This window comes from Hydrocoleum sp. CS-953 (assembly GCF_002260545.1).
In the GTDB taxonomy this organism is placed as follows: Bacteria; Cyanobacteriota; Cyanobacteriia; order Cyanobacteriales; family Microcoleaceae; genus Trichodesmium.
In genome coordinates this window covers 1-5,671 of record NZ_LGSU01000953.1, presented here as the reverse complement: position 1 = coordinate 5,671, position 5,671 = coordinate 1, and the positions used below count along the sequence as shown (strand labels likewise).

Below are 5,671 nucleotides of genomic sequence, written 5' to 3'. Positions count from 1 at the left end.
TACCGAAATAATTAATAATTAAACAATTAAATAATTAGATAATTCACGCCTTGAAGCCTCCCCTTTCAAGGGGAAAAAATAAATCTGTTCCTTAGAGTTTCAATCCTCTCCCTAAAAGGGAGAGGTAATTATCAATTATCAATTATCAATTAATGAATTACTGAAAAATCCAAGTATAAAGACTATCCATTCATGGAGAAAAAAGAAAAAAAATTCTGTGAGCAGATCCTTCTATTACAGAAGAGGTAATTATTAATTGTTAATTATTACAGCGCTTACCGTTGTTATGAGGTACAAAATTTTAGGTTTGAGGGAACAGAGAACACTTAACTGGGAACAGGTATGAAAGGAATAGGGAATACAAAAAAATCAAAACAACTGTACCTCATAGCTTCGGAAACTACTGTAATTATTAATTGTTAATTATTAATTATTAATTATTAATTATTAATTTTATTGTGCTATATTGAAAAACTGTTGCTTATAAAAATCTATAACTAAAATGTCTACAAAACCTACCATTGCTTTTAGTCACCTCGGATGCGAAAAAAACCGCATCGATACTGAACATATCATCGGTTTACTCGCACAAGCAGGTTATTCAGTAGATGCTAACGAAGAATTAGCAGACTACGTTGTTGTTAACACCTGTAGTTTTATTCAAGCTGCTAGAGAAGAGTCTGTCCGTACTTTAGTAGAATTAGCCGAAGCTAATAAAAAAATAGTCATCGCAGGTTGCATGGCGCAACACTTCCAAGAAGAATTACTCGCCGAATTACCAGAAGCAGTAGCACTCGTCGGTACTGGTGATTATCATAAAATAGTAGATGTCATGCAACGAGTCGAAAAAGGCGATCGCGTCCAAGAAGTAACCCCCGAACCAACTTACATCGCTGACGAAACAACCCCCCGTTACCGTACAACATCCGAAGGCGTTGCTTATGTACGAATTGCCGAAGGATGTGACTACCGTTGCGCCTTCTGTATCATTCCTCATCTGCGGGGAAATCAGCGATCGCGCACCATAGAATCTATTGTAGCCGAAGTCCAACAACTCGCAGACCAGGGCGTTAAAGAAATCATCCTCATCTCCCAAATAACCACTAACTATGGAGTCGATATTTACGGCCAACCAAAATTGGCCGAACTTCTCCGCGCCTTGGGACAAATTGATATACCCTGGATTAGAATGCACTACGCCTATCCAACTGGTTTAACACCCAAAGTCATAACCGCTATCCAAGAAACTGCCAACGTTTTACCCTATCTCGACTTGCCCCTACAACATTCCCATCCCGAAATTCTCAGGGCCATGAATAGACCTTGGCAAGGTCAGGTCAATGATGATATAATTCAAAGAATTAAAGCAACTATGCCCAACGCCGTGTTGCGGACAACTTTTATAGTCGGCTTCCCTGGTGAAACGGAAGAGCATCATGCACATTTAGTTAAATTTGTCAAGCGTCACGAATTCGATCATGTTGGAGTCTTTACTTTCTCTCCAGAAGAGGGAACCCCTGCTTATAATTTGCACAATCAGTTGCCCCAAGAAGTAATGGATGCCCGCCAGAAAGAGATTATGGAAGTCCAGCAGTCCATATCTTGGCAACAGAATCAAAAATCAGTGGGTCAAGTAGTTGATGTGCTAATTGAACAAGAAAATCCTCAAACAGGAGAGTTAATTGGTAGATCGGCCAGGTTTTCTCCAGAAGTAGATGGACTGGTTTATGCTCAAGGAGAGGCCAGATTAGGGTCTATTGTTCCAGTAAAAATTACAGATGCAGATATTTACGATTTATATGGTTATGTAGATTAAATTTTTCTGGGTAATCGGCAATAATTCTGGAGTGTGGTAAAACTTTCAGGACTTACCCACCCAAAGAAGAAACAGGGTTGATTGCCCTAATTATTATTGTTCTAATCCCCTTACAAAAACAACTTCTGACTTCTGTAAGGGCATTTTCCTCCGGAATGCTACGCAAACATATCGCGCCGGGAAATGGCCATCCACGCCTACTAACTTCTCATTTCGTTTGGTGCAGTAAAAAATTATGATTATCATAAAATCTAGTATCTAAAAAAAGAGCTAAGTTGAGGAAAATGTGTAAAAAATCCACTAAATGTTAAGGGATTTGTTATTATGTAAATGATTATGAAGTTTAGTAGGGGCCACTGAGAGTAAGAAACTGTAGATTATCTAAACTGCTTGTTGAGACTAATGCTGAAGTGCGATGATGCGGTTAAGCAAATAAATAAAGGAAATTTCCCTTAAGTTTATTCAATAGGCAACTTGAAGATACACAACAGATTATTACTTTTAAACAGAGGCTCCAACCTGCCTTAATGTACCCAACTAGGGAGAAAAGGAACAGGGCATTTGGCCTTTATCAAAATCTCGTCAGAAGACCAGGGTTTTTCTGTAAAAGAACCTTCTCTGGGAATGCCGAGTCATTTTGCCTACTTACAAAATAGATTTAACAAATTGTCAAAACAATTTGGCCGCTCGGCTAGCGGTGACAACGAAAGCCTTCAGATTGGCCATGTACTGTGGATCGACCTTCATTAATGGATAATTGATAATGGATAATTGATAATTAGCTCTGGTTAAAAATGTTCTTGATTGAATATAAACGAAAGATTCTAGCATTTTCTTCCCATATCCGGGGAAGCTTTTAACCTGAATTAATTCATTATTAATTATTAATTATTCGGCAATACCAGAAGAGTGTAGTGGTAATTCTTAAATTATCCCTAACTTGGAAAAGCAGGTCTTAAGAAACAGAAACTATTGCCGTCAGGTTTGCAAATCCCGCGCTCTTGCCTTAGAGTATCGTTGGGAACTCAATCTATCGTGATCTCTTCAGGTTAAAACTTAACCTTTGAGAAAACACAGACATTACTTAACTTTTAGGAGTAAACTCCAGTGCTATCAGTTGAGTGTAAATTGTGAGTGGCGAAGGCATACTGCCCTACCAATAAGCTAGCTATAACGACAGTAAATAAGCTGGAAATCTTTAGCTAGTGAGGGCTTATGAGCAGCTATGGTTGACCATAAATCCGCCTCCAAGTTGGGTGAGAAAGGAACCAAATGTAAACTATTTACATAGGAGAATTAATGGATTTATCGTTCGCAAGTTTAGGAATTTCAGAGGAGCGTGCAAATCATCTGGAAACAATTGGTTTTACTGCACCTACTCCGATTCAAGGTGAAGCAATACCACATTTGCTGGCAGGAACGGATATTGTAGGTCAAGCTCAAACAGGAACAGGTAAAACAGCAGCCTTTTCTTTACCCATATTGGAGCGGATCGATCTAAATACCAACGCAGTTCAAGCGTTAATTTTAACTCCTACTCGTGAGTTGGCACTGCAAGTTACAGAAGCGATTCGTCAATTTACTGGTGTGGATAGCAAAATTCCGAGTAAACGGCGATTATTTGTTCTAACTGTTTATGGCGGTCAGTCTATTGAACGCCAAATTCAGCGTTTGCAAAAGGGTGTTCATATTGTAGTGGGAACACCAGGGCGAATTATAGATATGCTGAATCGGAATAGTTTGAAACTAGATCATTTAAAAATGATGGTTTTAGACGAAGCCGATGAAATGTTGAGCATGGGTTTTATTCAGGATGTGGAAAAAATTCTGGACGCTGCACCTGTTGAACGTCAAACAGCTTTCTTTTCCGCTACTATGGATTATTCAATCCGGAAACTGGTGAATAAGTATTTGCGATCGCCAGTAACAGTTAAAGTAGCCCAACAAAAAACTACTCCGAAGCGCATCACTCAAACCGCGTACATAGTGCCTCGTGGTTGGTCTAAAGGAAAAGCTCTACAGCCAATTCTAGAACTAGAAGACCCAGAAGCAGCTTTGATATTTGTCCGCACAAGGCAAGCTGCAGCGGAACTAACAAATCAATTACAATCAGCAGGTCACAGTGTTGATGAGTATCACGGCAACTTAAATCAATCCCAAAGGGAACGGTTGTTAACTCGCTTCCGAAATCAACAAGTACGTTGGGTTGTGGCAACTGATATTGCAGCTCGTGGTTTAGACGTGGATCATTTAACTCATGTGATTAACTACGATTTGCCTGATAGTGTAGATAGTTATGTTCACCGCATTGGTCGTACTGGTCGTGCAGGTCGCGAAGGAACAGCAATTTCCTTGATTCATCCTGCGGATAAGCGGAAGTTGCGGTTGATAGAACGTCATTTGCGTCAACGTTTGGACACTCGTTCAATTCCTAAGCGTTCTCAAATTGAAGCCAGGCAGCTACAGAAATTACAAGACAAGGTGCGAGATGCTCTGAGTGGTGAGCGGATGGCTTCTTTCTTGCCCTTGATTGCTCAGTTGGGTGAAGAATATGAACCTCATGCAGTTGCTGCTGCTGCTTTACAGATAGCTTATGATGAAACTCGTCCTGCTTGGATGGGACCTGATTATTCTCAGGAGGAAGAACATTCTGATTACTACACACCAAAGCCAAAATTGAAAAAGCAGCCACCTAAGAAGTCTAAGAATCAAAGTTATTCTGATAAAAATCAGAAAGTAAAGGATGAGACTTATGTAGAAGAGGCATCTGTTTCACAGAATAATTAGATGATTAGGGAGTAGGTAGGGACGTTCCATGCAACGTCCGTACAAAGTCAGGAGAAATAGGAATTTTAGAGACGTTGGCGATCGCGTCTCTAATTTTTTTTTAATTAGGGAGTAGGGAGTAGGGAATAGGGAGTAGGGAGTAGGGAGCAGGGAGTAGGATAGGGAACAAGATCAAATATCCTTGCTTTGGAGAACTTTATTCTCCTATCAGTATTGGTAAAAACTGCAATTAGTAAGGGTTTGGAGACCAAACCCCTACGGGGCGTGAATTGTATTGATACTACCGGAGATGATAGAAGCAAAAAATATTTACCCTATCATATAGAATCCGGATAATTACTATAGCTTGCGTCCGCAGCGACTGGAACGCAGTGGAAGGTTTGCGGAGCATTCCGGAACGGATAGCAATCTCAGGGTTTGAGGAGATTGCTTCCTATCGTCGATAGGGACGACTGTTCAACCGGATTTTATATCAGTTGTACGACTTCATCAGATATCTATTAAGCTTGCTGTCTCAACATCTCTCGTACTTCCATTAAAATTTTGCCTAATTTATTTTCTCCACTACCGTCTTTTCTCTGACCCCAATACAAATCTACGGGAGATTTATAAACTATTTCCTCATCCCCAGTAGACAGTAATATTTCCTGAATTTCAGTATTAGTCGCAAATTTGTTGAATACTGCTGTTCGCATAATTTGATATTTGACCTCTTCCCAATCTGAACGTAATTGTCTGTCGCGATCGTTCCCCAGATTTGCTGCTTCTCCAGGTGTTGCTGCCAGACGAATTTCCTCAACATCAGGAGTGTCAGGAAATTTTTGTGCTTGAAAATAATGTTCGCTGGTTGCCCACCAACAACCATCTAATTCAAAACCGTGAGCAGAACAATTAGAGAAACAGCCGTATCTACTAAGGGTGCTGTAAAATGAAATCGTCATAATTTCTAGAACTATTAATATGAGAAAATAACAGTCTTATTATAATAAGATTAGTTTTAAAGTTATCCTCTTTAATATTTTAAAGAAATAGGGTTTATTTATGATGAATAAGTGATTTTATAGGGGT

Annotated in this window: 3 protein-coding genes; 2 read left to right on the top strand and 1 reads right to left on the bottom strand. The window is 39.6% G+C overall.

Going from position 1 to position 5,671, the window contains the following annotated elements; translation table 11 throughout:
* Positions 1–502: 502 nt before the first annotated feature.
* Together rimO and AFK68_RS13220 are read left to right on the top strand one after the other, a co-directional pair.
* Positions 503–1,816 carry a 30S ribosomal protein S12 methylthiotransferase RimO gene (rimO, locus tag AFK68_RS13225; protein WP_094673214.1) on the top strand — a complete coding sequence of 438 codons (1,314 nt, stop codon included), beginning with the start codon at positions 503–505 and terminating at the stop codon, positions 1,814–1,816.
* A gap of 1,299 nt (positions 1,817–3,115) precedes the next feature.
* A complete protein-coding gene (locus AFK68_RS13220) occupies positions 3,116–4,603 on the top strand; it encodes a DEAD/DEAH box helicase (protein ID WP_094673213.1) in 1,488 nt (495 codons plus the stop codon).
* A 500-nt stretch (positions 4,604–5,103) separates the two neighbouring features.
* Here AFK68_RS13220 and AFK68_RS13215 read toward each other — a convergent pair whose 3' ends face one another.
* Positions 5,104–5,544 (bottom strand): NADAR family protein, encoded by a 441-nt coding sequence (locus tag AFK68_RS13215; RefSeq protein ID WP_094673212.1) that lies wholly within the window; start codon positions 5,542–5,544, stop codon positions 5,104–5,106.
* Positions 5,545–5,671: the final 127 nt, after the last annotated feature.

Coding starts and splice junctions, on each gene's coding strand:
- rimO (WP_094673214.1), top strand. CDS start 503: ATGTCTACAAAACCTACCATTGCTTTTAGTCACCTCGGATGCGAAAAA.
- AFK68_RS13220 (WP_094673213.1), top strand. CDS start 3,116: ATGGATTTATCGTTCGCAAGTTTAGGAATTTCAGAGGAGCGTGCAAAT.
- AFK68_RS13215 (WP_094673212.1), bottom strand. CDS start 5,544: ATGACGATTTCATTTTACAGCACCCTTAGTAGATACGGCTGTTTCTCT.